At 62.5% G+C, this 22,981-nt stretch carries 24 protein-coding genes and 1 pseudogene; 15 read left to right on the forward strand and 10 right to left on the reverse strand.

Annotation, left to right across the window (positions count from 1 at the left end):
- Positions 1-14 precede the first annotated feature (14 nt).
- Positions 15-494, forward strand: coding sequence for a transposase (locus tag QMK33_RS23645; protein WP_502867075.1), 480 nt, complete (start codon positions 15-17; stop codon positions 492-494).
- Between the two features lie 19 nt (positions 495-513).
- Here QMK33_RS23645 and QMK33_RS17090 read toward each other — a convergent pair whose 3' ends face one another.
- Positions 514-1,908, reverse strand: coding sequence for a mercuric reductase (locus QMK33_RS17090; protein ID WP_283565831.1), 1,395 nt, complete (start codon positions 1,906-1,908; stop codon positions 514-516).
- A 419-nt stretch (positions 1,909-2,327) separates the two neighbouring features.
- Between QMK33_RS17090 and QMK33_RS17095 the strand changes: the two genes are divergently transcribed.
- Both QMK33_RS17095 and QMK33_RS17100 read left to right on the forward strand, forming a co-directional pair.
- Positions 2,328-2,582 carry a hypothetical protein gene (locus tag QMK33_RS17095; RefSeq protein ID WP_283565832.1) on the forward strand — a complete coding sequence of 85 codons (255 nt, stop codon included), beginning with the start codon at positions 2,328-2,330 and terminating at the stop codon, positions 2,580-2,582.
- Positions 2,583-2,666: 84 nt separating this feature from the next.
- Entirely contained in the window at positions 2,667-3,308 is a 642-nt protein-coding gene (locus QMK33_RS17100; RefSeq protein WP_283565833.1) for a hypothetical protein, read from the forward strand.
- A gap of 91 nt (positions 3,309-3,399) precedes the next feature.
- On the opposite strand, the gene sucD is transcribed toward QMK33_RS17100, so the two are convergent.
- A complete protein-coding gene (sucD, locus tag QMK33_RS17105; RefSeq protein WP_283565834.1) occupies positions 3,400-4,281 on the reverse strand; it encodes a succinate--CoA ligase subunit alpha in 882 nt (293 codons plus the stop codon).
- Positions 4,282-4,419: 138 nt separating this feature from the next.
- Here sucD and QMK33_RS17110 point away from each other — a divergent pair.
- Both QMK33_RS17110 and QMK33_RS17115 read left to right on the forward strand, forming a co-directional pair.
- Positions 4,420-5,394 (forward strand): annotated as a pseudogene (locus QMK33_RS17110) (PLP-dependent cysteine synthase family protein); the annotation flags it as partial.
- A gap of 82 nt (positions 5,395-5,476) precedes the next feature.
- On the forward strand, positions 5,477-5,902 hold the full coding sequence (locus QMK33_RS17115; protein ID WP_283565835.1) for a response regulator: 426 nt from the start codon (positions 5,477-5,479) through the stop codon (positions 5,900-5,902).
- An 87-nt stretch (positions 5,903-5,989) separates the two neighbouring features.
- On the opposite strand, the gene ade is transcribed toward QMK33_RS17115, so the two are convergent.
- Positions 5,990-7,642, reverse strand: coding sequence for an adenine deaminase (gene ade, locus QMK33_RS17120; protein ID WP_283565836.1), 1,653 nt, complete (start codon positions 7,640-7,642; stop codon positions 5,990-5,992).
- A gap of 314 nt (positions 7,643-7,956) precedes the next feature.
- Here ade and QMK33_RS17125 point away from each other — a divergent pair, with 314 nt between their 5' ends.
- The 3 genes from QMK33_RS17125 to cmk all read left to right on the forward strand — a co-directional run bounded on the left by QMK33_RS17125 (position 7,957) and on the right by cmk (position 9,877).
- Complete coding sequence (locus QMK33_RS17125; protein ID WP_283565837.1) at positions 7,957-8,580, forward strand: hypothetical protein; 624 nt, start codon at positions 7,957-7,959, stop codon at positions 8,578-8,580.
- Between the two features lie 145 nt (positions 8,581-8,725).
- Entirely contained in the window at positions 8,726-9,133 is a 408-nt protein-coding gene (locus QMK33_RS17130; protein ID WP_283565838.1) for a hypothetical protein, read from the forward strand.
- A 33-nt stretch (positions 9,134-9,166) separates the two neighbouring features.
- Positions 9,167-9,877 carry a (d)CMP kinase gene (cmk, locus tag QMK33_RS17135; RefSeq protein WP_283565839.1) on the forward strand — a complete coding sequence of 237 codons (711 nt, stop codon included), beginning with the start codon at positions 9,167-9,169 and terminating at the stop codon, positions 9,875-9,877.
- 6 nt (positions 9,878-9,883) lie between these two features.
- Here the strand turns inward: cmk and QMK33_RS17140 are convergent, their stop codons facing one another.
- The 3 genes from QMK33_RS17140 to QMK33_RS17150 form a co-directional block, all read right to left on the reverse strand.
- Positions 9,884-10,690, reverse strand: a complete 807-nt coding sequence (locus QMK33_RS17140; RefSeq protein WP_283565840.1) for an IS5 family transposase — start codon at positions 10,688-10,690, stop codon at positions 9,884-9,886.
- 220 nt (positions 10,691-10,910) lie between these two features.
- Positions 10,911-11,879 (reverse strand): hypothetical protein, encoded by a 969-nt coding sequence (locus tag QMK33_RS17145; protein ID WP_283565841.1) that lies wholly within the window; start codon positions 11,877-11,879, stop codon positions 10,911-10,913.
- A gap of 12 nt (positions 11,880-11,891) precedes the next feature.
- A complete protein-coding gene (locus tag QMK33_RS17150) occupies positions 11,892-13,358 on the reverse strand; it encodes an MBOAT family O-acyltransferase (protein ID WP_283565842.1) in 1,467 nt (488 codons plus the stop codon).
- 168 nt (positions 13,359-13,526) lie between these two features.
- On the opposite strand from QMK33_RS17150, the gene QMK33_RS17155 reads away from it, so the two are divergent.
- On the forward strand, positions 13,527-14,417 hold the full coding sequence (locus tag QMK33_RS17155) for a 4-hydroxy-3-methylbut-2-enyl diphosphate reductase (protein ID WP_283565843.1): 891 nt from the start codon (positions 13,527-13,529) through the stop codon (positions 14,415-14,417).
- A 30-nt stretch (positions 14,418-14,447) separates the two neighbouring features.
- Here QMK33_RS17155 and QMK33_RS17160 read toward each other — a convergent pair whose 3' ends face one another.
- Positions 14,448-14,993, reverse strand: coding sequence for an O-acetyl-ADP-ribose deacetylase (locus QMK33_RS17160; RefSeq protein ID WP_283565844.1), 546 nt, complete (start codon positions 14,991-14,993; stop codon positions 14,448-14,450).
- 161 nt (positions 14,994-15,154) lie between these two features.
- On the opposite strand from QMK33_RS17160, the gene QMK33_RS17165 reads away from it, so the two are divergent.
- The 5 genes from QMK33_RS17165 to QMK33_RS17185 all read left to right on the forward strand — a co-directional run bounded on the left by QMK33_RS17165 (position 15,155) and on the right by QMK33_RS17185 (position 19,403).
- Positions 15,155-15,460, forward strand: a complete 306-nt coding sequence (locus tag QMK33_RS17165) for a 2TM domain-containing protein (RefSeq protein WP_283565845.1) — start codon at positions 15,155-15,157, stop codon at positions 15,458-15,460.
- Positions 15,461-15,817: 357 nt separating this feature from the next.
- Positions 15,818-16,330 carry an ATP-dependent zinc protease family protein gene (locus tag QMK33_RS17170; RefSeq protein ID WP_283565846.1) on the forward strand — a complete coding sequence of 171 codons (513 nt, stop codon included), beginning with the start codon at positions 15,818-15,820 and terminating at the stop codon, positions 16,328-16,330.
- Between the two features lie 131 nt (positions 16,331-16,461).
- Positions 16,462-17,409 carry a 30S ribosomal protein S6--L-glutamate ligase gene (gene rimK, locus QMK33_RS17175; RefSeq protein ID WP_283565847.1) on the forward strand — a complete coding sequence of 316 codons (948 nt, stop codon included), beginning with the start codon at positions 16,462-16,464 and terminating at the stop codon, positions 17,407-17,409.
- A gap of 108 nt (positions 17,410-17,517) precedes the next feature.
- Positions 17,518-18,474, forward strand: coding sequence for a succinylglutamate desuccinylase/aspartoacylase family protein (locus QMK33_RS17180; protein ID WP_283565848.1), 957 nt, complete (start codon positions 17,518-17,520; stop codon positions 18,472-18,474).
- Between the two features lie 230 nt (positions 18,475-18,704).
- The gene (locus tag QMK33_RS17185; protein ID WP_283565849.1) at positions 18,705-19,403 is read left to right on the forward strand and encodes an OmpH/Skp family outer membrane protein; all 699 of its coding nucleotides are present in this window, start codon (positions 18,705-18,707) and stop codon (positions 19,401-19,403) included.
- Positions 19,404-19,495: 92 nt separating this feature from the next.
- Here the strand turns inward: QMK33_RS17185 and QMK33_RS17190 are convergent, their stop codons facing one another.
- The 3 genes from QMK33_RS17190 to QMK33_RS17200 all read right to left on the reverse strand — a co-directional run bounded on the left by QMK33_RS17190 (position 19,496) and on the right by QMK33_RS17200 (position 22,357).
- Positions 19,496-20,500, reverse strand: a complete 1,005-nt coding sequence (locus QMK33_RS17190) for an alcohol dehydrogenase catalytic domain-containing protein (RefSeq protein ID WP_283565850.1) — start codon at positions 20,498-20,500, stop codon at positions 19,496-19,498.
- Positions 20,501-20,602: 102 nt separating this feature from the next.
- The gene (locus QMK33_RS17195) at positions 20,603-21,463 is read right to left on the reverse strand and encodes a rhomboid family intramembrane serine protease (RefSeq protein ID WP_283565851.1); all 861 of its coding nucleotides are present in this window, start codon (positions 21,461-21,463) and stop codon (positions 20,603-20,605) included.
- Positions 21,464-21,532: 69 nt separating this feature from the next.
- On the reverse strand, positions 21,533-22,357 hold the full coding sequence (locus tag QMK33_RS17200) for a hypothetical protein (RefSeq protein ID WP_283565852.1): 825 nt from the start codon (positions 22,355-22,357) through the stop codon (positions 21,533-21,535).
- 237 nt (positions 22,358-22,594) lie between these two features.
- Here QMK33_RS17200 and QMK33_RS17205 point away from each other — a divergent pair, with 237 nt between their 5' ends.
- Positions 22,595-22,894, forward strand: a complete 300-nt coding sequence (locus QMK33_RS17205) for a hypothetical protein (protein ID WP_283565853.1) — start codon at positions 22,595-22,597, stop codon at positions 22,892-22,894.
- Positions 22,895-22,981: the final 87 nt, after the last annotated feature.

The raw sequence follows: 22,981 nt of genomic DNA on the forward strand, positions 1-22,981 counted from the left end.
AGCCCACTACCCTTATCCTCGACTCGCAAAGCGTCAAAAATTCAGCCACAGCCACGGCCCACATTGGCTTCGACGGCGGCAAACTTATCAAAGGCCGTAAGCGCTTCGTACTCGTCGACTCGTCGGGGGCCACGCTAGCCGTACGGGTGTTAGCTGCCAACGCGCACGATGGACAAAGCGCGTTAGCCTGGTGGGCTGAATTGCGGCAGCATCCGCTCTTTGCGCGGGTCAAGCGCCTCTTTATTGACGGCGGTTTTCGGGGCGAGTTTGTGCAGAAAATGGCCAAGCAGTATGGCATGGAGGTGCGTGTGCCCCAGGAAGTGGTACGACGGGCAGGCAAGTTCGTCGTTCATGCCACGCGTTGGGTGGTAGAGCGCAGCATTGGCTGGGTTACGAATAACCGCAGATTAGCAAGATGTTACGAGCGAGTTAAGCGCAATGAAGAATCATTTATCCTTTTATGCAATATCAGGAGAATTGTCAAAATGTGCTAACTTAAACAGCTTCTAAGAGCTACGCCTCCAGCTCTTTCCACACCACGTTCAGGCCCTCGGCCCATACGGGGTGGGCAATTACCATGTCCTGGAGCTGCTGGTAGCGGAGGCGGCCCGCCATGGCCACTTGCAGAACGGTCATAACGTCGCCGGCTTCGGGGCTGAGAATGGCCGCGCCCAGGATGCGGTCGTCGGGGCCCACCAGCACTTTCCAGAAGCCGGTTTCCTGGCTCGTGTGCTGGGCGCGGCTCAGCTTGCGCACCGCTATTTTCGACACGCGGTAGGCCACGCCGTCTTCCTTGGCCTGGGTTTCGCTCAGGCCGATGCGGCCGAGCTGGGGGTCGGTAAATACGCAGTAGGGCAGGGGGCGCTGCTTGGCCGAGCGCCGGCCGCGGTGCAGCAGGTTGTCGCGCACCACCCGAAAATCGTCGTAGCTGATGTGCGTAAACTGCGGCCCGCCGTGCACGTCGCCCAAGGCAAAAATATGCTTCACATTGGTTTGTAACTTGCTGTTTACCTGGATGAAGCCTTTTTCATTAACTTCTATGCCGGTGGCTTCCAGGTTCAGCTTGTCGGAGTTGGGCTGGCGGCCGGTGGCTACCAGCAGGTGGCTACCATGCAGGCGGCGCTCGCCCTCGGGCACGTGGAGGGTGATGGTGAGCTGGCCCGCATCATTGCGCGATACGTGCCGGGTTTCGGCGTTGAGCAGCAGCTCAACACCTTCGTCGGTGAGCGCGTTTTGCAGGCATTCGCACACGTCATCGTCTTCGCGCTCCAGCAGTTGCGGGCCGGTTTCGATGATGCTCACGCGGCTGCCAAAGCGCCGGAACATCTGCCCAAACTCCAGCCCGATGTAGCCGCCCCCGATAATAACCAAGTGCTCGGGAACCTCCTGAATATCAAGCAGCTGGTCGGTAGTCATGAAGCCCGCCTCGGCCAGGCCCGGTATGTCGGGTACCGAGGGGCGGGTGCCGGTATTAATAAACACCTGCTTGGCTTTGATGGTGCTGGCGCGCTCCTGGGTTTCCTGCACCCGCAGCGCGTGCGGGCCCGTGAAGGTGGCGTGGCCGCGCAGCACGGTAATGTTGGCGTGGTCTTCGTCGAATGACCGGGCCAGGTTGCGGCGCGATTTGGCCAGCAAAGCATCCTTGCGGGCTATTACGGCGGGCATATCTACCTGGGCCTCAGTACCTAGTCGAATGCCAAATGCTTCGGCCGTGCGAATCTGGTGCATGCGCTCGGCCGAGGCCAGGATGGTTTTGGTGGGCACGCAGCCATAGTTGACGCAAGAGCCGCCGAGCTGGGCTTCTTCGACCAGGATAACGGTGCGGCCCGCGTCGGCCAGGGCTTTGGCCAGGGGGTTACCGGCCTGGCCGGAGCCAATAATGAGGGCGTCGCAAGAATAATCGGGCATAAACGGAGAATGGCCGCAGCTAAGGGGCGGCCCTGCGCATACGAAAAAGGGGAACCGGTGACCAGCCTTTTTGCCAGCTAAATTGGCTAAGCAGAACGCTAGCGCAGGGTAGCTAAAGTCCCGCCGCAATTACTGAATTACTAGCTATAAGATTGATTATCAAGCTAAAATGATGAATTTTTGATTAAAAAAACAGCTGATTGGCATCATAAGAAATCATTTATCGACTTGCGTATTCACCTGGGGTCAGTGCCAAGTTTGGGCAAGTAAACAAGCCCCGTGGCCTTGGCCGCGTAACCAGGGCGGACCCGCGTTAAGTTTACATACTGCAATACCCAGGCATTCGCATAAAAAAAGTAATTTATGCAAACTATTTTCTGACAGCCAGCCTCGCGCTCCTTGGTGGCTGCGCCGCGCACGTGCCCACCATTCCGAGCACGCCGCTGGTAGAAGCAGGCCAGGTAGAAGTAACGGCCGGCCTGCGCGGCTTCAACTCGCTGGAGGCGGTCGCGGCGTGGTCGCCGATGCCGCACCTGCTGCTCAGTACCGAGGCGGCCTGGCAGCCCAACTCGCGTTCTGCCACCGTTAACAACTTAACTGCCAGTTATAACGACTCGCGCCGGCAGGTTGGGTTTGGGATAATTGCCCAAGCGGCTGTTGGGAGGGCAGGATAGTTCGATTGCCAAAAGCGCGGGAGCAGCCTGTCCGAAAAAGAGGCCCAGTATCTTTGGGCGCTGCTTCACTTGGCAGTTGGCGCAATGGGTACCGATTTAATTCCTATTCTCAACCACAGCCTGCCCTTTGAGGGTAGAAGCTGGGCGGAAATTGTGGCCGCCATCCAGCCCCGACTGGATGCGCTGGAGCTGGAAAAGCCGGGCGGCATACTGGCGCTCTTACTGGAGCAGCCTACCAGCGGGCCGCCGCCGCTAGCGCTACCGAGTAGAAATACCCGCTGGCACCCCGTTGCTGACTACCTGCCAGTTCCTGATTTTGATACGGATGACAACCCTCAAAAATCAATTAGATTCGATGGGCCCGGTGGCTTGAGCTTGCGGTTTGATAAATACCGCATAGAATCGCTCTCTCCACCCTACCGTTACCAGCAGTGGTTTGACCTGCGCTACTCAGACGGCACGGATGCTACGGCGCTGCGCGACCACTGGCGCCGCTACCTGCGGCAGGTAGCCCAGGCATTTGGGGGCAACCGCGCACTCTACCTGGCCGATAATGCGCACCCCCTCACGCCGTACTGGCTCCACGAAAAATCGGTGGCGGCCACCGAGCAGCAAATGCGACAGGAGTTAGGAGAGCCCCGGCGCACCTTTGAGGAAGTGTACGAAGCCGAGGAAAAGGAAGCGGCTACCAGCTACTTTGTTGATTACTTTCTGGACCTTAAATAAGAAACTTTAAAGTACTGTAAATCAACAAGAAAGCCCTCCATGCCAGCTTGGCGGGGAGGGCTTTCTTGTTGGCTGCGGAGCCAGCTACCTGCTACTTGGCGCCCAGTACGCGCAGCATGGTATCGCCAATCTCGGCGGGCGAATCCACGACGTGGATGCCGCACTCGCGCATAATGGCCATTTTGGCGGCGGCCGTGTCATCGGCACCGCCTACGATGGCACCGGCGTGGCCCATGCGGCGGCCGGGAGGCGCGGTTTGGCCGGCAATGAAGCCGACGACGGGCTTCTTGTTGCCGGTTTCCTTAATCCAGCGGGCGGCTTCGGCTTCCATGCCGCCACCGATTTCGCCAATCATTACGATGCCTTCCGTCTCGGGGTCGTTCATCAAGAGCTCCACCGCCTGCTTGGTGGTGGTGCCGATGATGGGGTCGCCGCCGATGCCGATGGCCGTGGTCTGGCCCAGGCCGGCTTTGGTTAGCTGGTCAACGGCCTCATAAGTCAGGGTGCCCGACTTCGACACGATGCCCACGCGGCCCTTGGTGAAGATAAAGCCGGGCATGATGCCCACTTTGCACTCGCCGGCGGTGATAACGCCGGGGCAGTTCGGGCCCACCATCGTAATGTCGGGGCGGTCCTTGAGGTAGTGGTTCACGGCAATCATGTCCTTGGTAGGAATGCCTTCCGTGATGGTTACGATAACCTTGATGCCGGCCTGGGCAGCCTCCAGAATCGCGTCGGCGGCGAAAGCCGGGGGTACGAAAATGATGCTGGTATCGGCCTGGGTAGCGGCCACGGCATCGGCTACGGTGTTGAACACGGGCCGGCCGAGGTGCTCGGTGCCACCCTTGCCGGGCGTTACGCCGCCCACTACCTGGGTGCCGTAATCCATCATTTGCTGCGCGTGGAACGAGCCTTCGGAGCCGGTGAAGCCCTGCACGATGACCTTGGAATCTTTGTTGACGAGAACGCTCATGGGCGGCTAACTTGTTGGGGAGAGTGAATTGGGGCAAAAGTAGGTCCGCCGGGCGCAATGCGCACGCCCCGGCCCCCGCCCGGCGGCCTCCGTACCTTTGTAGTCCCATTTGCCCTTCATCCCCTCCCACTGGCACGCATGTATTTCAACCACATTATTGACACGCTCGGCAACACGCCGCTCGTGAAGCTCAACAAAGTTACCGACGGCATTAAAGGTACCATTCTCGCTAAGGTTGAGTATTTTAACCCCGGCAACTCGGTAAAAGACCGCATGGCCCTGCGCATGCTGGAAGACGCCGAAAAGGCCGGCCTCATCCAGCCCGGCGGTACCATTATCGAAGGCACCAGCGGCAACACCGGCATGGGCCTGGCCCTGGCCGCCATTGCCAAAGGCTACCAAACCATCTTCGTGATGAGCGATAAGCAGAGCAAGGAAAAGCAGGATATTCTGCGCGCCGTGGGTGCCCAGGTGGTCGTGTGCCCCGTCGATGTGGCTCCCGAAGACCCGCGCAGCTACTACTCGGTGGCCCGCCGCCTCAGCCAGGAAACGCCCAACTCGTTCTACCCCAACCAGTACGACAACCCCTCGAATACGGCGGCGCACTACGAAACCACCGGCCCCGAAATCTGGGAGGGCACCGACGGCAAAATCACGCACTTGGCGGCCGGCGTGGGCACGGGCGGTACCCTCTGCGGCAGCAGCAAGTACCTAAAGGAGCAGAACCCCAACGTGTTTGCGCTGGGCTTGGATACCTATGGCTCGGTATTCAAAAAATACAAGGAGACGGGTATCTTCGACGAGAACGAGATTTATCCTTACAAAACCGAAGGCATCGGCGAAGATATTCTGCCCAAAAACGTTGATTTCAGCGTTATCGACCAGTTTATTAAGGTAACCGATAAAGACGCGGCCCTCATGACGCGCCGCCTCGCCAAGGAGGAAGGCTTATTCGTGGGCTGGAGTTGCGGCTCAGCCGTGTTTGGCGCGCTGGAATATGCGCGGGAGCACCTCCAAGAAGACGACACGATGGTTATTGTACTGCCTGACCACGGCACGCGTTACCTTGGCAAAATCTACAACGACGAGTGGATGCAGGTCCAGGGCTGGCTGTAAGCGAACTGCCGAGCTTGCCGGAATAACGCGGCCGGGCTATCTTCGTTGGCTCAATACGATTACTGACTGTATGACGGATATGACGGACGCGCTAAACCATATCGTGTTGATAGAGGACAACGAAACGACCAGCTTCCTGAACAACCGGCTGCTAAGCCGTTTAGGCGTGGCTAAGCAGGTCAGCTCGTTCTCAAAAGCCGAGGAAGCGCTAAAATTTCTGTGGAGTGGCGAGCCCGCTACCTCTGCTGAAGCAGCTCCCACGCCCGACCTGATTTTCGTGGACCTGAAGATGCCCGGCATGAGCGGCTTCGATTTTTTAGAGCGCTACAGCCAGCTGCCCACCGATGCGCAGGAGCGCACCGTGGTGGCCGTGCTCACCACCTCCATGCACGGTGCCGACACGGCCCGCGTGGCCCAGTACCCCAACGTAGAATACCTGACCAAGCCCCTCACCGAAGAAAAAATGCAGCGCCTGCTCGCCAAGCGCTTCGCAGTGAGTAAATGAGTAAGTGAGTAACTGAGTAAGGGGGCTGTCGTTCGATATTTTTGAACGGTAGCCCCCTTACTCAGTTACTCACTTACCCATTTACCGCTACACAAACTCAAACTTCTCACCGTCGAACAACCCTTTGTCGCTGAGCTTGAGGCTGGGGATAACCAGTAGCGCCATGAACGAGAGCGTCATAAAGGGCGCTTGCAGGCCCGAGCCCAACTGGGCTTTGGCAAAGTGGTCGAGGGCCGAGTAGGCAGCCGCTACGTCGGGCCCGGGCTGGTCCGACATGAGGCCCGCCACGGGCAGGGGCAGCACGTGCGCGGCCCCGGCTGGGCCCACGGCGGCCAGGCCACCCTGGGCGGCCACCACCAGGTTGATGGCGCGGGCCAGGCTGGCGTCGTCGCAACCCACGGCCGTGATGTTGTGCGAGTCGTGGCCCACGCTGCTGGCCAGCGCGCCCTCTTTCAGGCCAAAGCCTTTGATGAAGGCCACGGCCGGGGGCGCGCCGGGCGTGTAGCGGTTGAGCACCACCAGCTTGAGAATATCCTGCGCCGGGTCGGGTTGGAGCAGGCCGCCGGCGATGGGCACGGGCAAATCGCGCCGCGCCGTAATGAGCTGGCCGTCAAAGCATTCGATGACCGGGTAGGTGCCAGCGTCTTTGCCTTTGGCGGGTAACGCCAGGGCGGTAGCTTCGATGGGCTCGGCGTGAAAGTTGTTGAGCACCGCCACGGCTGTAGTCGGCAGCAGGCACTGGCCGTTTTGGGCCACCAGCTCGCCGTTGAGGTAGGTGCTTTGTACTTGAAAATCAGTAAGATTATCGACCAGAATAAAATCGGCGGGGTCGCCCACGCGCAGCTGGCCTACGGGCAGGCTGTAGTGCGCGATGGGGTTGAGGCAGGCCATTTGTAGCACGTCGAACACTGAGTAGCCCAGCGCCACGGCCCGCTGCACGAGCTGGTTGATGTGGCCCAGCAGCAGGGTATCGGGGTGCTTGTCGTCGGAGCAGAACATGAGCTGCTCGTAGTGCTGGGGCACCAGCTCGATGAGGGCATCGAAGTTGCGCGCCGCCGAGCCCTCCCGAATCAATATTTTCATGCCGGCCGCCAGCTTGTCACGGGCCTCGGCGGCCGTGAAGCACTCGTGGTCGGTGCTGATGCCGGCACTGGCATAGCGCGCGGCATCGTCGCCTTGCAGGCCGGGGGCGTGGCCATCTACGGGGCGATTGTAGCGGTGGGCCAGCGCAATTTTTTCGAGCACGTCGGGGTCGCGGTGCAGCACACCGGGCCAGTTCATCATTTCGGCCAGGTAGCCGATTTGGGGATTTTGAAACAGCTGCTCAATGTCGGCCGCCGTAATGGTCGCGCCCGCCGTTTCAAACGGCGTGGCCGGCACGCAGCTCGGCGCGCCAAAGCAAAACTTAAACGGCCCGGCCGCCGCATTATCAAGCATGTACTGCACGCCGGCCACGCCCAGCACGTTGCCAATCTCGTGGGGGTCGCTCACGGTGGCCACCGTGCCGTGGGTGAGGGCCAGCCGCGCAAATTCGCTGGGTACCAGCAGCGAGCTCTCTACGTGTACGTGCGCATCGACGAAGCCGGGCAGCGCAAAGGGCAGCGCCGGGTCGGGGCCGCCGGCCCCCGCCACGGGCGCAATGGCGGCCACGCGGCCGTTCACTACGCGCAGCTCGGCCGGGCCCACCGTGCGGGCCATAATATCAACCAGATTAACCGAAAGCACGAAATCAGCAGCCATGTCGTTCACAGAAAAAGTTGTACCCTACCGAAAAGCAGGTTGGGGCCGCAACGGGTAAATTTGTAAATAAAAAACGCGCCGTGAAGCTACCGCTAACTATTCATTCGCTGGCCCGGCCGGCGCTGCTGTTGGCGCTGGGGGCGCTACTGGCCACCAGTGGCTGCGCCGGGCACAGCTCGCTCCAGCAAAAAACGCGGTGGTACAAACACCACAGCGGCGGAAGTTCAGTACCTTGCCCCTGTGGGCATTAGCTTGGTTTTGTGGATTTAGGCAGTATGTTAGCCGCTGTTTTACTCTACGCGGCCAATTGACCCATGTCATTTATTTACCAGCTTGGATTACTTACGCTACTGGCCGCCCCCGTGGCCGCGCAGGAAATCGCGCCTGCCGTAGCCCCTCGCCCGCCCGCTGTGCGCCTGCCGCCCACCAGCTTTAAGTCGGGTACTTACCAGCTCCACAACAGCCGCGATTGGCAGCGCGCCAAGCTACTCTACGACGCGCACAGCCTGAGCGTGAGCAACGCTGACCACACCACGCAGTACCCCCTGGTATATCCCACCGACAGCGTGCGGGCGTTTGTAATCAGCCGCGACACGTTTTCGGTGGTGCGAGAGGTCGATATTCCGCGGCCCACCCAGCATTTCCCGAGCCTGATTGTACGACACCTGTACTGGCAGGCCGGTTTTCAAGTGGCTGAATACGTGTCCGTTATGCCGGCACCCGAGCCGCCAGTAGTTTATATTCTGCTTACGCAGGCCGGTAAGCTCAAGGCCGTGCTGCCACCCAATAATCTGCAGTTTCGGCTGGCTTTGTCGAAGGCCCTGAGTGACTACCCCACGCTCTCGCACCAACTGGAGCTGGACCCCAATATCATGCCCGAGCAATTACCCCAGCTGCTAACTGCTTACGGCAGCTGGAAAAATGCCGGCGGTAAGTAAATGGCTCAGATAGAACATTATGCTGCGTCCTACGCAGCGTAATGTCCGCCTTATTGAATGGCTCGGCCGAAGCGAACGAGCTGCTGCGCGGGACTCAGCACGATGTTCAAATTCAATTAATTAACGAAGCTTGCTATTTTATCTTATGCCCGAAAACTCACCCGAAACCACCGCCCTGCTGGCCGCCGCCGAGCAGGTGCGCCAGCAGCTGGGCCTGGCTGCCTACGACGCGGCCGCCGTGCTGGAGCTCGACCACTTTATTGAGGTGCAGCGCACCGAGCTGGCCCCCGGCTCGCCCGACCGCGCGGGGGTGGTAACGGCGCTGGGCTGCTTTTTGGGGCAGTGCCTGGTGAGCGCCTACCGCGCCGAGTGGGCCGCCGGCACCGACGGCAGCACGGGCGTGGGCCTGGCTAACCAACTTTTTTTTAACCCGTTTTATTTGGTCAATCAGCAGCTAAATAACGGGGAGGCAGCCTCGGTAGCGGTTTTTTTTCGGTCGGTGCCGCAGCGGCTGGTGGCGGCCAGCGGGGCGCGAAAGCGCTGGATTTCGTAATCTTGCGGGGCCTATGGCCGTTTCCGCGCGTTTATGAAAAACCTCGTTATCGCCATTGATGGCTACTCATCATGTGGCAAAAGCACTACTGCTAAGGCTGTTGCCGCTACGCTGCACTACGCCTACCTCGATACCGGGGCCATGTACCGGGGCGTTACCCTTTTCCTGCTCGAAAACGACATCGCCTTCGACGACATGGCGCGGGTAGAGCAGGCCCTGCGCGACGACATTCACATCAGCTTTAAGCGCAACCGCCGCACGGGCCGCAACGAGCTATGCCTGAACGATAAAATCAGGGAAGATGACATTCGCCAGATGCGGATTTCCAACTCCGTGAGCGAGGTGTCGGTGATTGCCCAGGTGCGCCACGCCATGGTGGCGCAGCAGCAGCGCATGGGCCGCAAGCGCGGCGTGGTGATGGATGGCCGCGACATCGGCACCACCGTTTTCCCCGATGCCGAGGTGAAGATTTTTATGACCGCCGACGTTACCATCCGGGCCCAGCGCCGCCAGGAGGAGTTGGCTGCCAAGAATGAGCACGTATCGCTGGATGAGATTATCGAAAACCTGCGCAAGCGCGACCACATCGATTCGACCCGCGCCGAAAGCCCCCTGCGCCGCGCCTCCGACGCGGTGCTGCTCGATACCACGCACATCACCATCACCGAACAGGTTGATTTTGTGCTTGATAGCGTGTCATCGGCGCTGTTTATGGCCTACGCCCACAAGGTTAATCAGGCCTAGAGCCTGTTATGTACTGGTGAGCGGTTTGACGTGTCGCGCCAGCAGGATGCCGAGAAAAACGAGGAAGTGCAGTTGCTGCAAACTACTGGCGAGGCGTTCGTAATCGCGGACCAGCCGGCGGGAACGACTCAGCCAGGCAAAGGTGCGCTCCACGACCCAGCGCCGGGGCAGGAGCACAAAACCCGTCTGCCCTTCAGGTTTTTTAACTACCTGCAAGTCAATATCATGTACAGCCGCCGCGTATTCCGCCTCCTCCCCCGTATAGCCTTCATCCCCGAAGGCGACCTGCACGGTTTGGCCCGTCCGCTGCTGAACTTGCTGGCACAGTTCCCCCACTTGGGCCCGCTCCTGTTCGTTGGCCGGCGTGATGACCACACTCAGCAAGTGGCCCAGCGTATCGACGGCGATGTGGGCCGTGCTGCCCTTGCGCCGTTTGCCCCCGTTGTAGCCCGCCCGGTGGCCACTTTCCGGCGTGCTTTGCAGCACGCGCCCATCGAGGATAACAGCCGTGGGCGTGGCTGCCCGCTCCAGCAAAAGGCGCTGTAACTCGTTCAAATCGTGTACCATGTCTTCAAATACGCGGGCATCCCGCCAGCGCTGCCACTGCTGATAAACCGTGGCCCACGGGGGCAGGTCGTGCGGCAGATAACGCCAGGGGCAGCCCGTGTGGGCCAGGTAACGCAAGCCGTTGAACAGGTCGCGCAAGGCATAGTCCCGCTGGGGCGCGTCTTCGCGCATCAGCACCATATAGGGGGCTACAAAGGCCCACTCGTCATCATCTACATCACTGGGGTAGCTTCGAATAACTCTCATACCCTAATTTACGCACCAAGTGCATAACAGGCTCTAGCCAACCCAGCGTGCCACCCAGGCAAGTTTCAGCTTGCGGGGCCGCCTGGCTGGGCCGCCGGCGCAAGCCGGCCGACCGGTTGTAGTTGGTTGGTTGTCGTTGACCGGCGCGGCTTGCGCAACGACAACCGGTCGGCCAGCTTGCGCCGGCGGACCAGCCAGGCGGCCCCTGACATTGGGGTAGCTAGGGCTGCGCGGGCAGCCGGGCAATGTCATCGGCCAAACGCTGCGTGAGTTGCGCAGCCGCCCCGCGGGTGAGGTGATTGCCGTCGTTGGTGGGGTAGGGCAGGGCGAGATAGTTGAGGTAGGGCACGCCCAGTGCGCGCGCCAGTAGCACCATAGCCTGGTCAAAATCAGGCTGATACTGGCCCTCAATAGCGGCCATTTCGGGCCCAGTGGGCAGCCGCACCAGCACCACGCGGCCGTGCGGCTGGAGGTACTCAATCGTTTTGCGCAAGTAATACAGGCGGCTGCTGGCCAGCCGGCTGCCAGCAGCCAGGGCGCGGTAAGTGGCCAGCTTTTCGGCGGTGCGGCGGCGCAGCAGCGGCAGGTTGGCGGTGGGGGGAGGCAGGGCTATTTCGAGCCAGCCATCGGGGTGCAGGCGCTCGACTACGTGGGCGGTGTCGGTGTTGAGCAGCAGCTGGTAGAAGGGCTTGTGCAGGTAGTGCGCCAGGTAGTCGAGGTTGGGGCTTTGGCTTACGCTGGCCACCTGGCTGACCATTGATTTGGCTTCGGGAAAAGCCGGGCCTGGGTCTTTAAGTAGCTGTTGGGGAGCGCGGTATTCTGGCTTGTTAGGCAGCGACAGCGACCATGGGTCAACGGCCAGTACGAACAGCCCGCGCCGCGTGCCGGGCGCCAGCTTGCGCGCAATGCTGCTGAGGTAGCCCGGCCCGTAGGGCGACTCTGCCAGCGTGAAGGCGTAGTTGAGCCACGGCCCTTCGTAGCGCGTGCCCAGCCGCGCCGCCAACTCGCTGGGCTTAATGGCCTGCGCCGCCCGCGAAGTGCCCAGCACCAGCGAGCCCGCCGGCGGCGCGGCAAACCGGGCGTAAAAAGCATCGACGTAGCCGCGCCGCAGCCCGGCCGCCAGGCCCAGCCCACCCAGCAGGCCCACGGCCCCCAGCAACAAACCCAGGCGAAGCAATAGCTTGAGCATAGCGACTCCCTTTTAAAATTGAAAGTAGATAAACTGGCTGCTGCCAAAAATACCGAAGTACAGCATGGCCAGCAGCAAGCCCGCGTAGCCCGCCCAGCGCCCCGCCGCCGGCCAGCCGGCCAGCCACGCGGCCACCGAGCCGCGCTCGGCGCGGTAGTCGCTGATTAGCAATAGCAACACCGCCCCGGCCGCCACCAGCAGCTCGGCCACGTAGTGCCGGCCCAGGCCCGCCACTACCGCCGCGAGCTGGGCCGTGGGCAAGTGGCCCCAGCCCCGGAAGAGGTGCGTGGCAATGTAAAAGGCATCGGGTAGCGAGTTGGCCCGGAAAAAAATCCAGGCGAAGGCTACCAGGGCCAGCGTGCTGCCGGTGCCCAGCGCCCGCTGGAGGCCGGGGCGAGTGGGCAGGCCCAGCCGCTGGCCCAGGGCCGTGCGGGCGGGGGCCGTGAGGCTTTCCAGCACCAAGTACAGGCCGTGCAGGGCCCCCCAGAGCACAAACGTCCAACTGGCCCCGTGCCAGAGGCCGCTTAACAAGAAGACCAAGAACACGTTGAGCTGCGTGCGCGCCCGCCCAGCCCGGCTGCCCCCCAGCGGAATGTACACGTAATCGCGGAACCAGCCTGAGAGCGACATGTGCCAGCGCCGCCAAAAATCGCCCACCGACGTGGCCAGGTAGGGCTGCCGAAAATTGAGCACCAGGTGGTAGCCCAGCACCCGCGCCGTGCCGCGGGCCAGGTCGGTGTAGCCCGAAAAGTCGGCGTAAATCTGCCCCGTGAAGGCGGCCACGGCCAGCAGCAGCGGCAACCCCGCGAAGCGGTGCGGGTGGTCGAACACGGGGTTGGCGAGCAGGGCCAGGCGGTCGGCAATCACCACTTTTTTAAACATGCCCCAGGCCATGAGGCGCAGCCCGCTGGCCACCCGGCCGTAGTCGAAGGCGTGGCGCGCGCGCAGTTGCGGCAGCATTTGGCTTCCCCGCTCAATGGGGCCCGCCACCAGCTGCGGCCAGAAGGCCACGAAAAGCGCAAACCGCCCCAGGTTTTGCTCGGCGGGCAGCTTGCCCTGGTACACATCCACGATGTAGGCCACTGATTGAAACGTGTAGAACGACACGCCCACCGGCAGCGCCAGCGCCAGCGTGGGGCCCATAAAGGGCGCGTGCAGCAGCGCGGCCAGCTCGCCGGCCGCCGCCGCAAAGAAATTGAAGTACTTGAAAATGAATAGTGTACCCAGGTTGCTGGCCAGGCTCAGGTACAGCCAGGGCCGGCGCGCGGGCTTGGTAGCCAGCCGGCTCATGCGCACGCCGCTGAAGTAGTCGAGCAGCGTGGTGCCGGCCAGCAGCAGCCCGTAGGCGGGCTGCCAGCTGAGGTAGAAGTAGTAGCTCGTGGCCAGCAGCAGCGGCGCGCGCCCGCGCGCTGGCACGCCGAAGTACAGCCCGATAGCGACCGGAAAGAAAACGAGAAAGTGCAGCGAGTTAAACAGCATGGGCCGGGGGTGGGCGGGTAAAGTTCGGCCCAAAGCCCGATGTGTGCCCGCGCCGCCTTGGCAAAGTGCCACGCCAGGATGCGATAATGCCTGCCCGCTGCCACCCACCGGCACCGTACCTTTGTGGGCACCGAACCCGCGGGCCTACCCGGGGGTTTAGTAGCTACTATGCAGGTAACCATCGATAAAAACTCCGGCTATTGCTTCGGAGTGGAATTTGCCATTCAAATGGCAGAGGATGAGCTGAACCACAGCGATAACCATACGCTATACTGTTTAGGTGATATCGTGCACAACCGCATGGAGGTGGAGCGCCTGCACCAGCGTGGCCTGCGCGTAATTGACCGCGAGCAGCTCGGTACCCTGCACGATTGCAAGGTGCTCATCAGGGCCCACGGCGAGCCGCCCGAAACCTACCAACTGGCCCTGCAAAACAACCTGGAGCTCATCGACGCCAGCTGCCCGGTGGTGCTCAAGCTCCAAAACCGGGTGAAGCACGCCTACGACGCCACCACCCGCGAAAACGGGCAGGTGGTGATATACGGCCAACCCGGCCACGCCGAGGTTATCGGCCTCACCGGCCAGACCCGCAATAATGCCATCATTGTGATGCACGAGGCTGACCTTGAGCAGATTGACTTTACCCGGCCCGTTACGCTGTTCAGCCAAACCACCAAGAGCACGGCCGGCTTCTACAAGATGAAGGCGCTCATGGAGGCCCGTATCGCGGCGGCCGGCGGCTCGCTGGAAAGCTTCGACGCCAACGACAGTATTTGCCGGCAGGTGAGCAACCGCGAGCCCCAGCTGGCTAATTTTGCCCGCGAGCACGACGTTATCCTGTTCGTGAGCGGCCGCAAAAGCTCGAACGGCAAGGCCCTGTTTTCGGTGGTGAACGCGGTGAACACCCGCAGCTACTTCATTGAGAATGAGCAGGAAATAGACGAAGCTTGGTTTGAAGGCGCTACTTCCGTGGGCATTTGCGGCGCCACCAGCACGCCGCTCTGGCTGATGCGCCAGGTGGCCGACCGCGCCGAGGGCATTGGGGTGGTAGCAGCCTAGCTAATCGCTTACCCACTGATTGATAGCGAATTAAGAAGCCGATATCGTGGCTATTTCCTGCTCGTACAGCCGCTTGCTTTCGGCATCGAACGCCACCAGCACTACTTCGTGGGGCCACTCGTGGGCCGCCAGCCACTGCTGCACCTCACGCACAGCCACGGCGGCAGCTTCCTGCTTGGGGTAGCCGTAAATGCCGGTGCTGATGCCAGGAAACGCAATGGAAGCCAGCTGGTTATCGGCGGCCAGGCGCAGGCTGTTGCGGTAGCAGCTGGCCAGTAGCGCGGGCTCGCCCTTGTGGCCGCCGTTCCAGACGGGCCCCACGGTGTGGATGACGTGCGCCGCCGGCAGCCGCCCCCCTGCGGTAATAACGGCCTCGCCCGTTTTGCAGCCGCCCTGCCGGGCCCGCACCTGCTGGCAGGCGGCCAATAATTCGGGGCCGGCGGCGCGGTGAATGGCCCCATCGACGCCCCCGCCGCCGAGCAGCGACGAATTAGCGGCGTTGACAATGGCCGTGGTGGTGAGCTTGGTAATGTCGCCCTGCACAACGCGCAGGCGGGGAGGAGTGGGGGCTTGCATAGGGCACAAATGAACGGCCGGGCGCGCATACCCCACGCTTCGGGCGGCGTTTGGGCGGGTTCGGGGTGCTGTTTGGGCGCTTCGGCAATGGGCAGTTGCACCAGGATGGGTCGATAAGGTACTTTTGACCATCATCCTCAGCCACTTAACCACTCCCCGCCATGCAGCCCTTCAGCCCCGCCTCCGCTCCCGCATCCCTCCGCGAGCAGCGCCTGTGGCAAATTGCCCGCGCCCGCACCAAGTTTCAGGGCCACGTCCTGGTGTACCTCGTTATCAACCTGGGCCTGTGGCTGATATGGGCTTTTGTGCCCGAGTCGCACCAGCGCCACGAGCTGCCCTGGCCCGTGTGGACCAGCCTGTTCTGGGGCATTGGCTTGGTGCTACAAGGCCTGGCCGCCTACAGCCACCTCAACGCCGGCGAGCGCACCCAGCGCGAGTACGAGCGCCTGCTGGCCGAGGATAATTAGAAAATCGGTTATTTAACAAGCAATTGTCCTTGCGCGCGCAACATTCTGCGCATTAAGCAGAGATGGAGCGCGGCAATCTTTCCTTTGTCATTAGCACAACAAGCGTTTGCCAGCAGGCGGCCGCTGCTAACCGAAGCAAGGATTGCCGCGCTCTACTGCGTTGCACTCGCAAGGATAAGTACCTTAGGGCTTACGCAAAACGTTTGTCAGTGCGAGCGAAGCGTGGCAATAGCATCAGAACGATACCAGAACGATGACGCGTGGGTTTCGTTCTGGTACGATTGCCGCGCTCCACCTCTGCTTAATGCGCAGAATGTTGCGCTCGTAAGGACAAACGATTATTCTAATCCGAGCCACATGAAAAAGCGCCCCGCCAAACGCCTGCTCGGCCGCCGCGAGCTCATTACCCTGCCCGGCCTGGGCCTGCACGGCGTGGTGGCCAAGGTGGATACCGGGGCCTACACCAGCGCCATCCACTGCACCGATGTGCACCTGGCCACCGACCCCGCCACCGGCCAGCCCGTGCTGCACGTGCGCCTGCTCGACCCCGAGCACCCCGCCACCGACGGCCGGGCGCTGGTGTTTCGCGAGTTTGGGCGGCGCGATATTCGCTCCTCCAACGGCGAGGTGCAGGCGCGCTACGTCATTCGCACCGTGGTGCGGCTCTACGGCAAGCCCTACGAAACGGAGTTTTCGCTCGCCGACCGTTCCGACCTGCGCCACCCCGTGCTGCTGGGCCGGGCGCTGCTGCGGCAGGGCCGCTTCGTGGTAGATGTGGCGCGCCGCGAACTTTCGTATAAGGCTGAGTGCCGGGCCGCTGAGAAAAAGCGGCTGGCCCAGGCCGCGCCCGATGGGGCAGTTCAGGCGTAGTTTGGTAGCGAAATTCAGTTTGGGCACCACCCGAAAATAGGGGCTGCTGTCCCGCACGGTCGAGCTTAATTTTGCCAAACTATGCGTGCTATTTTGCTTTCTACGCCGCCTTTCCAGCCTACCCCTACGTTATGAAACTGGCCATTCTCTCGCGCGAGCCGCAGTCGTACTCCACCAAGCGGCTGGTGGCAGCGGCCATTGAGCGCGGCCACGAAGCGCAGGTGGTAGACCACCTGCGCTGCAACCTGGTGCTCGAAAAAGGCCAGCCCAGCATCCTCTACCGCGGCCAGCCCCTGGCCCGGCCCGACGCCATTATTCCTCGCATCGGGGCCTCCGTCACGTTCTACGGCACGGCCGTGGTGCGGCAGTTTGAGATGATGAAGGTGCGCACGGCCATTGATAGCCAGTCTATTGTGCGCTCGCGCGACAAGCTGCGCTCGATGCAAATCCTGAGCCGCGCCGGCGTGGGCATGCCCAAAACGGCCTTCACCAACGACACCGACGAGCTGCCCGCCCTTATCGAGCACGTGGGCGGCGCGCCCGTTATCATCAAGCTTCTGGAAGGCACTCAGGGCCTTGGCGTGGTGCTGGCCGAAAGCGCCAAGGCCGCGCAATCGGTGATTGAGGCCTTCCACAACCTCAAGGCCCGCATTCTGGTGCAGGAGTTTATTGACGAGGCCAAGGGGGCCGATGTGCGCGCCTTCGTGGTGGATGGCGAAGTGGTGGGCGCCATGCGCCGCCAGGGCAAGGAGGGCGAGTTTCGCTCGAACCTGCACCGCGGCGGCACGGGCACGCTGGTAAAGCTCAGCCGGGCCGAAAAAGCCGCCGCCTTGCTGGCTACCAAGGCGTTGGGCCTGGGCGTGGCCGGCGTCGATATGCTGCAAAGCAAGCGTGGCCCGCTGGTGCTCGAAGTCAACTCGTCGCCGGGCCTCGAAGGCATTGAGAAGGCCACCGGCCTCGACATTGCGGGCCGCATCATCGACTACACCGAGGCTCTCACGCTGCGCAAGCGCGGCGGTAAGGCCAAGCCCAAACCCCAGCACGAAAAGGCCAGCCCCGACCCCGCCGCCGCCGAATAGCGCCGCCCGGTGGGCCGGGTGCCGTGCCTGGCCAGATTCTTGCCCGGGGCCCCGCTTTCTTCCTCGTATTTATGGCTGGCTAAGGGCGTTGCGCCGCTGGCTTTCGCAATGATAGTTGACAATTATTTGACCCTGAACGGGTTGCATATTAAGCCCGGTGAGCGGGTGCTTACGCGGCTGGTTATTTCGCGGTTGCCCTCGGGCACGGTTATCGACGTGCCGGTGCACGTAATCCGCTCTACCGAGCCCGGCCCGGTGCTGCTGCTGATGGCCGGCATGCACGGCGACGAGGTAAACGGCATCGAAACCATCCGGCGGCTCATCCGGCGCAATTTGCTGAACCCCACCTGCGGCACGGTCATCGCCATTCCCATTCTCAATATCTACGGCTTTCTCAATTTTAGCCGGGAAGTGCCTGATGGTAAGGATGTTAACCGCCTGTTTCCGGGGCATCCGCGCGGGTCGCTGGCCAGCCGGGTAGCCCACCGCTTCATGCGCGAGATTATGCCGCTCGTCGACTACGGCATTGATTTTCATACCGGTGGCAAAGCCCGCGCCAACCACCCGCAGCTGCGCTGCCTGCTGGGCGAGGAGCCGGCTATTGATGCGCTGGCCACGGCCTTTGCCGCGCCCTTTACGCTGCATTCGCGCCTGCGTACCGGCTCGCTGCGCGCCACGGCCCACGCCCTGGGCAAGCCCATTATCGTGTACGAAACCGGCGAGAGCCTGCGCTTCGACGAGCCCGGCATTGAGGAGGCCATTGCGGGCACGCTGCGGGTGCTGCACCACCTGGGCATGGGGGCCGAGGGCCCGCTGCCCGCTCGCCCCAACGTGGTGTGCCGCCGCCACCGCTGGCTGCGGGCGCGCTACGCGGGCCTGTTTCGGGCGCACGTGGCGCTGGGCGACTACGTGGAGGAGGGCCAGATTTATGGCTCCATCGCCGACCCCTACGGCGAGCAGGCCGTGCGCCTGGAGTCTACGCTCAGCGGCTACGTTATTGGGCTGAACCACATGCCGGTCGTCAACCAAGGCGATGCGCTGCTGCACTTGGCCGTGCCGATTTAATGAAAAACGCTGGTTATTGCGAGCGCAACGCAGTGGAGCGCGGCAATCTTTCCTTCACGGTCGGGTTAGTAACTAGGTACCGAAGACGACCAGGAAAGATTGCCTCGCTCCACTGCGTTGCGCTCGCAATAACAGACGTGTCCTGCAAGTATCAATCACCCTTCTTTGGCCAAAATTGACAACTGCATACTTGCTGATTGATAATTGTTCCCGGCTCTACCTTTGCGAATATGAAAAATACTGCCCAACTAGCTTTTAATGCCGTGCTGCTCGTAGCGGTGGCCGTGCTGTACTTTCTGCATTTCAACCAGCGCCCGGCCACCGCAGTAGCCGCGGCCCCGGTTGCCACCACCGAGGAGGCCGCCCCTGCCGCCGATACCACGGCCGCCGCCACGCCGGCCGCTACTACGCCCGAAACCACCGAAGCGCCGGCCGCCATAGCTGCTGCGCCGGCCGGCCCGGCCCCCGCCGCTGGTGCCATCGTATATGTGGAGTCGGCCAAGCTGCTCGACGGCTACCAGGGTATGAAGGACGCGCGCCGCTCGTTTGAGGTAAAGGCCAAGGGCTGGGAGCGCCAGAACCAGGCCCTCGTAACCAGCTTCCGCACCGCCGTGGAGGCGTACCAGAAGTCGGCCCCCACGCTCACCCCCGACCAGCGCGCCGCCGCCGAGCAGCAGCTCCAGCAAAAGCAGCAGCAGGGCGGCGCGGAGCAGCAGAAGATTCAGGCCCAGGCCCAGGAGGCCGAAGGCAAGCTGACCCAAACCGTGCTCGAAAGCGTGAACAAGAAAGTGGAAGCCTACGGTAAGCTGCACGGCTACAAGATGATACTCATCGCCTCGCCCAGCGGCACCATCGCCTACGGCGAAAAGGGCCTGGACATTACCTCGCCCGTGTTGGCTTATTTGAACAGCGAGTACCGTAAGAAGTAACCAATTGCTTATCAAGCATAAGAAGAGGCGTTGCTGACAATCAGCAACGCCTCTTTTTTGCAGTAGCGCGAAGTTTCCGCTTCGTGCTACTATTAGCAAGTAAGCACCACCTTGCCGAGCTGCTGGCCGGCCTCCAGGTAGCGCAAAGCGGCCTCGCCCTCGGGCAGGGTAAACACCTTATCTACCACGGGCACCAGTTGCTTATCGTTGACAAAGGCCAGCATGGCGTCAAAATCCTGCTCCGAGCCCATGGAAGTGCCCAGGATGCTGAGCTGCTTCCAGAAAACCTTGGCCAGCGGCAAGTCGGGCATGTTGCCCAGCGTGGCCCCGAAAAACACGATGCGCCCGCCCGGCGCGGCCACGTCGAGCAGCGTGCCGAAGGCCGCGCCGCCCGCGCTGTCGATAACCACGTCGAACAGCCCGCCGGCCTGCTTGGTGAGGGTGCGGCCCCAGCCCTCGGTGCGGTAGCTGATGCCGCCGCGCAGGCCCAGCGGCAGGGCCAGGGCGCGGGCCAGCTTGTCGTCATCGCCCGACGTTACCCAGACCTCCGCCCCCGCGGCGGCGCAGAACTGCGCGGCCACCTGGGCCACGCCGCCGCCCACGCCCGTTACCAGCACGCGCTCGCCGGGCTGCACCTGCGCCCGCCCAAAGGCGGCGCGGTAGGCCGTGAGGCCCGCCAGCGGCAGCGCGGCGGCCTGCTTCCAGCTCAGGTGGGTCGGGCGGGGCCGCACGTAGCGGGCGGGCACCACCATGTATTCGGCAAAAGTGCCGGGGTCGGGCATGCCCAGCACCCGAAAATCGCGGCCCTGGGCGCGCTGCGCGTCGCCCCACTCCACGCCGGGGTACACGATAACGGGCGCGCCCACGGCCCAGTCCGCCACGCCCTCGCCGAGGGCCACAATTTCGCCGCTGCCATCGGCTCCCAGCGTGCAGGGCAGCTTAATGCCCGCGTACTGGCCCTTCTGAATCCAGACATCGCGGTGGTTGAGGGCCGCGGCGCGCAGCTTAATCAGCACCTCGCCGGCTGCGGGCTGCGGGGTAGGAATTTCCCGCGCAACGGCGGGCTGATGCGGGGTATCTAATTGAAGAGCAAGCATTTAATTAAGGGAGAAAGTGGGGGTGGGTCAATTAAGTAAATAAAATAGGGCTTACGCAAAATCGTTCGTCATTGCGTAAGCCCTATTTTATAAGTCAATAAATCAATCAATTAACTGCTCAGTATCCTTCAGCGAAGCCGCTACCAGCGGCCCCGCCACCAGCAGCCCCATGAGCAGGCCACCGAGGTGGGCGATGTTATCAATATTGCCCGTAAGGCCAGAAATTAAGTTGCTGAGCACCAGGTATGATACTAGCCCTAGCATGCCGCGGCGGTCCCACTTATCGAGCACGAGCTTTTTGCTGACCAACAGCACCAGCAGCAAGCCATAGAGCCCAAAAATGGCCCCGCTAGCCCCCGTCGAGTTAATGCCGCCGCTGTGGTACCAGAGCGTGGCCGCCGAGGCCGCCACGCCGCTGGCCAGGTAGGCGGCCAGCAGGCGCGCGCCGCCGGTGCGGGCCTCCAGTAGCACGCCCAGCAGCCACAGGCTGGCCATGTTGAGCAGCAAATGCGTGATGCCGCCGTGCACAAACAGGCTGGTGACCAGCCGCCAGGGCTGGCCGGGCCAGGTGAGCGTCGATACGTTGGAGCCCCAGCGCACCAGCGCGTGGCCCGTGGGCACGGTGGCCGACACGCCGCTCAGCGTCATGGCCAGCCACACTAAAAAATTGATATTAAGTAGGACAGGTACGGCCCAGCTTTGGCGGGTGGGCCAAAACAGGCTGCGCAGCATGGGCAGCAACAGCTGGGCCCAGGTTTCTTCGGGCGCGGGCGCGGCGACGGTGGGCGTTGGGGGAGGAGCGGCGGCTGCATCGGGCACGAGGCCCCGGCGTTGCAGCTCGGCCACGGCGGCGGCCCCCACGGCGGGCGGATAGCGGCTGGCGTGGCGGGCCAGGTAAAGCAGCTCGGCTTCGGGGCGCTCGGCAAAGTGCTCGGCGGCCGCCTCAGGGGTGGAAACGTCCATTGCGTGCTTAACCGCCGCGGGGGCCGGTTGGATTTCTGGCCCATGCGTGGGGCCGCGCTGCGCTAGTGGCTATAGCTTGATTTCCAATACGGTAGCCTTGTACGCCTTACCCGTAACGGGCGACACCCGCCGGATGCCCGCTAGCCAGTCCTGCACGTCGGTCCCGCGGGCCACCAGTTCCTTGTCGGTGGCGAAGGCCCGGTTGGGCAGCAGGGCCGGCAGGTTGGCCAGGATGTGCTGCTGGCTGCTGGCGGCCTGTCGCATGAGGGCAAGTTGGCCCTGCATTTTGGGGCCGAAGCGGTACGAGTACACGATGGCCTTGTTCCAGGCGCGCCAGGTTTCACGCACCAGCAGCGCCTGGTCGGTGAAGAAGGGGCCAGCCTTGCCTTTGTCGGCCTGATTGGTGAGGTATTCGGTTTGGGTTTCGGCCGTCCAGAAGCGCTGGCCCAGCTCTCGAAACTGGCGCAGAGCCTGCGCATCCTGCTTTTCGGCGGCCGGAATGCGGGCCACCTGGTCGGCTACTAGGGCGTCGGTGTCGAAGGTGGGTAATCGCTGGGTTTCCACCGATTCCAGCTTCAGGGCTTCGGCCGATAAGTTGTTGGCCTTGGGCGGCGCGGGGGCCGGGGGGCGGGTGGTCAGCCAGAAGCCCGCGCCCGCCAAGCCCAGCCCCAGCACTGCGGCCGCCAGTAGCAGCGGCCGCTTGCTGGGAGGGCTATGCAACTCATTAGCAGGATAATATGCAATACTGCCCGGGCCAATGAGGGGCACTTCCCGGCGGTGTAGCTCCCGCCGGGCCGCCTCTAGCAGGTCGGGGTGGTGCTGGCTGGGATTGTCAACAAAAAACTGCAGCTCCGCGTCGGTTTTGGTGCGCACTGCATCGGTGGTAAAAGTCATAAAAAAAGGGCGAAAGGTGGCCGCTCCGCATTTGGTGCCGTTAAGATGCGGGTAAATCTTCGGATACCGCGGCTAACCAGCCGCGCCCGGCTGCGTACAGTACGTGCATCCTTTTCCCCACCGCCTTTTGCCAATTGCCTGCTTTGCCAACGCCCCTGCCGCTCGCGCCATTCCAGGGGCCTGGCGCGAGTGGCCGTACTGGCAGCACAAGGCTTTAACTATTTAACCAGCAACAGCATGGTAACTCCCAACATTTCGCCCGATTCCAACCGCCCATCCGAGATTGAGGAAGGCGCGCAGCCCAGCACCGCTGGCCCCATCACCAACCCCGATGCCGACGGCGACCAGTACGCCAGCGGCAACCCCGAAACCGCGACCCAGGAAGACCTGGCCGGCAGCGACGGCGCGGGCATCCGCGGTGACTACGGCGACGCCGAGCAGACCAACGGCCTCGAAGGCGGCGGCCAAACTGCCACCGACGCCGGCCCCGACCGCGCCGGCCACAACCCCACCAACGCCCCGCAGGAGGCCGCGTAGATTAAACCTTCAGGTTATTGAAAAGCCCGTTTTGCCCCGCAAAACGGGCTTTTTGCGGCGTGGCCGGGGCGTAAGCGGGCGGGCTGC

This window comes from Hymenobacter sp. H14-R3, assembly GCF_030063445.1.
GTDB lineage: Bacteria > Bacteroidota > Bacteroidia > Cytophagales > Hymenobacteraceae > Hymenobacter.

Coding starts and splice junctions, on each gene's coding strand:
- QMK33_RS17090 (WP_283565831.1), bottom strand. CDS start 1,908: ATGCCCGATTATTCTTGCGACGCCCTCATTATTGGCTCCGGCCAGGCC.
- QMK33_RS17100 (WP_283565833.1), top strand. CDS start 2,667: ATGGGTACCGATTTAATTCCTATTCTCAACCACAGCCTGCCCTTTGAG.
- sucD (WP_283565834.1), bottom strand. CDS start 4,281: ATGAGCGTTCTCGTCAACAAAGATTCCAAGGTCATCGTGCAGGGCTTC.
- QMK33_RS17115 (WP_283565835.1), top strand. CDS start 5,477: ATGACGGACGCGCTAAACCATATCGTGTTGATAGAGGACAACGAAACG.
- ade (WP_283565836.1), bottom strand. CDS start 7,642: ATGGCTGCTGATTTCGTGCTTTCGGTTAATCTGGTTGATATTATGGCC.
- QMK33_RS17125 (WP_283565837.1), top strand. CDS start 7,957: ATGTCATTTATTTACCAGCTTGGATTACTTACGCTACTGGCCGCCCCC.
- QMK33_RS17130 (WP_283565838.1), top strand. CDS start 8,726: ATGCCCGAAAACTCACCCGAAACCACCGCCCTGCTGGCCGCCGCCGAG.
- cmk (WP_283565839.1), top strand. CDS start 9,167: ATGAAAAACCTCGTTATCGCCATTGATGGCTACTCATCATGTGGCAAA.
- QMK33_RS17140 (WP_283565840.1), bottom strand. CDS start 10,690: ATGAGAGTTATTCGAAGCTACCCCAGTGATGTAGATGATGACGAGTGG.
- QMK33_RS17145 (WP_283565841.1), bottom strand. CDS start 11,879: ATGCTCAAGCTATTGCTTCGCCTGGGTTTGTTGCTGGGGGCCGTGGGC.
- QMK33_RS17150 (WP_283565842.1), bottom strand. CDS start 13,358: ATGCTGTTTAACTCGCTGCACTTTCTCGTTTTCTTTCCGGTCGCTATC.
- QMK33_RS17155 (WP_283565843.1), top strand. CDS start 13,527: ATGCAGGTAACCATCGATAAAAACTCCGGCTATTGCTTCGGAGTGGAA.
- QMK33_RS17160 (WP_283565844.1), bottom strand. CDS start 14,993: ATGCAAGCCCCCACTCCTCCCCGCCTGCGCGTTGTGCAGGGCGACATT.
- QMK33_RS17165 (WP_283565845.1), top strand. CDS start 15,155: ATGCAGCCCTTCAGCCCCGCCTCCGCTCCCGCATCCCTCCGCGAGCAG.
- QMK33_RS17170 (WP_283565846.1), top strand. CDS start 15,818: ATGAAAAAGCGCCCCGCCAAACGCCTGCTCGGCCGCCGCGAGCTCATT.
- rimK (WP_283565847.1), top strand. CDS start 16,462: ATGAAACTGGCCATTCTCTCGCGCGAGCCGCAGTCGTACTCCACCAAG.
- QMK33_RS17180 (WP_283565848.1), top strand. CDS start 17,518: ATGATAGTTGACAATTATTTGACCCTGAACGGGTTGCATATTAAGCCC.
- QMK33_RS17185 (WP_283565849.1), top strand. CDS start 18,705: ATGAAAAATACTGCCCAACTAGCTTTTAATGCCGTGCTGCTCGTAGCG.
- QMK33_RS17190 (WP_283565850.1), bottom strand. CDS start 20,500: ATGCTTGCTCTTCAATTAGATACCCCGCATCAGCCCGCCGTTGCGCGG.
- QMK33_RS17195 (WP_283565851.1), bottom strand. CDS start 21,463: ATGGACGTTTCCACCCCTGAGGCGGCCGCCGAGCACTTTGCCGAGCGC.
- QMK33_RS17200 (WP_283565852.1), bottom strand. CDS start 22,357: ATGACTTTTACCACCGATGCAGTGCGCACCAAAACCGACGCGGAGCTG.
- QMK33_RS17205 (WP_283565853.1), top strand. CDS start 22,595: ATGGTAACTCCCAACATTTCGCCCGATTCCAACCGCCCATCCGAGATT.